The sequence below is a fragment of the Kineococcus glutinatus genome, assembly GCF_039542765.1.
Taxonomy (GTDB): domain Bacteria; phylum Actinomycetota; class Actinomycetes; order Actinomycetales; family Kineococcaceae; genus Kineococcus_A; species Kineococcus_A glutinatus.
On record NZ_BAABIL010000561.1, the window covers coordinates 1 to 2,232 of the forward strand.

Annotated in this window: 2 protein-coding genes; both read left to right on the forward strand. The window is 71.8% G+C overall.

Annotated elements, in window-relative coordinates; translation table 11 throughout:
- On the forward strand, nucleotides 1-1,219 hold a 1,219-nt coding region (gene secD, locus ABEB16_RS18155; RefSeq protein WP_345713621.1), incomplete at its 5' end, for a protein translocase subunit SecD.
- On the forward strand, nucleotides 1,219-2,232 hold a 1,014-nt coding region (gene secF / locus ABEB16_RS18160), incomplete at its 3' end, for a protein translocase subunit SecF (protein WP_345713622.1). The genes secD and secF, both read left to right, overlap by 1 nt.

Here is a 2,232-nt window from a genome sequence, read left to right on the forward strand (position 1 = left end):
CCAGCCCACCGACGCACCCGCGGCGCCGCCGGCGGACAACTCCGACACCGCCTGGCTGACGGCCGACGCGCAGCGCATCTTCGACGCCCTGGACTGCACGGACCCGGCCAACCTCACCGGCGGCATCAACGACGACCCCGCCAAGCCCCTCGTCACCTGCTCCCAGGACGGCACCGCCAAGTACGTCCTCGGGCCGGCCGACCTGCAGGGCACCGCCATCGACGACGCGGTCTCCGCCCAGGAGCAGAACTCCCAGGGCATCCCCACCGGCGGCTGGGAGGTGCGCCTCGACCTCGACGGTCCGGGTGGTGCGGCCTTCGAGGACACCACGGCGCGCCTGGCGCTGCTGACGGACCCGCAGAACCGCTTCGGCATCGTCCTGGACGGGCTCGTCATCATCGCCCCGTCGGTGTCCGGTCCCATCCCCGGCGGCACGGCGAGCATCACCGGTGGCTTCACCCAGGCCGAGACGGAGACGCTGGCCAACCAGCTGCGCTTCGGCGCGCTGCCGCTGTCCTTCGACGTCGCCTCCGAGAACCAGATCTCGGCGACCCTCGGTTCCGAGCAGCTCGAACGCGGCCTGCTCGCCGGGCTGATCGGCCTGGGCCTCGTCGTCGTGTACTCGCTGCTGCAGTACCGCGCCCTCGGCCTGGTCACCATCGGCAGCCTCGGTGCCGCGGCCGTGATCACCTACGGCGTCATCCTGCTGCTGAGCTGGTTGCAGGGCTACCGGCTCAGCCTGGCGGGCATCGTCGGCCTCATCGTGGCCATCGGCATCACCGCGGACTCCTTCATCGTCTTCTTCGAGCGCGTCCGCGACGAGATCCGCGACGGGCGCTCCCTGGTGGCGGCCGTCGAGGTGGGCTGGCACCGCGCCCGGCGCACCATCCTCATCTCCGGCGCGGTGAACCTGCTCTCGGCGGTCGTGCTCTACGTGCTCGCCGTCGGCAACGTGCGCGGCTTCGCCTTCACGCTGGGCGTGACGACGCTCGTCGACGTGGTCCTCGTGATCCTCTTCACCCACCCCGTGGTGGCGCTGCTGGCCAGGACGAGGTTCTTCGGCGGTGGCCACAAGCTCTCCGGGTTCGACCCGGTGCACCTGGGTTCCGTCGTCGCGCGGCACGCGCTGCGCGCCGGTGGGCCACGGCAGACGGTGGCGGCGCGCAGGGCCGCGGCACGGGCGGCGGGTACCGGCGAGCGGACGGAGGGCGACGCCTGATGGGCATGGCAGACCTGGGCAACCGGCTCTACACCGGCCAGACCTCCTACGACTTCGTGGGCCGGCGCAAGCTGTGGTACCTGATCGCGGCCGTCCTGATGCTGGGTTCCGTCGTCGCGCTGTTCAAGCCCGGCTTCCACCTCGGCATCGAGTTCAGCGGCGGCTCGGAGTTCCGGGTGAGCGCCGTCAGCGGCGAGGACACCGCCCGCGAGGCGGTGGGCGGGGTCCTGCCCGAGGTGGTGCCGCTGGTCACCGAGGTCGGCGACGACGTGCGGGTGCAGACCGAGCAGCTCGACAGCACCCAGCTCGACGCGGTCCGGCAGGCCCTCGCCGAGGCCTACGACGTGCCGACCACGGACGTGGCCACCTCCAGCATCGGCCCGAGCTGGGGCTCGGACGTCACCCGGCAGGCGCTCATCGGCATCGGCGTCTTCTTCGTGCTCGTCACGCTCGTCATGGCGCTGTACTTCCGCACCTGGGCGATGGCGGTCGCCGCGCTGGTGGCGCTGGTGCACGACCTCGTCATCACCGCCGGGGTGTACGCGCTGGTCGGTTTCGAGGTGACGCCCGCCTCGGTGATCGGCTTCCTCACCATCCTCGGGTACTCCCTCTACGACACCGTCGTCGTCTTCGACAAGGTGCGGGAGAACACCCACCGCATCACCAGCAACGAGCGGTTCACCTTCTCGGAGGCCGCGAACCTGGCGGTCAACCAGACGGTGGTGCGCTCGATCAACACCTCCGTGGTGGCGCTGCTGCCGGTGGCGGCGATCCTCTTCATCGGCAGCCTGCTGCTGGGGGCGGGCACGCTGCGCGACATCAGCCTCGCGCTCTTCGTCGGCATGCTCGTGGGCACGTACTCCTCGATCTTCGTGGCCACGCCGCTGCTGGTGGACCTGCGCCGCCGCGATCCGGCGCTGCGCGAGCACGCCGAGCGGCTCGCCGCGCTGCGCGTCGCGCGGTCCGGCGACGACCGGGTGGGCGCGGGGCACGACGGCGCCGGTCCGGCGGCC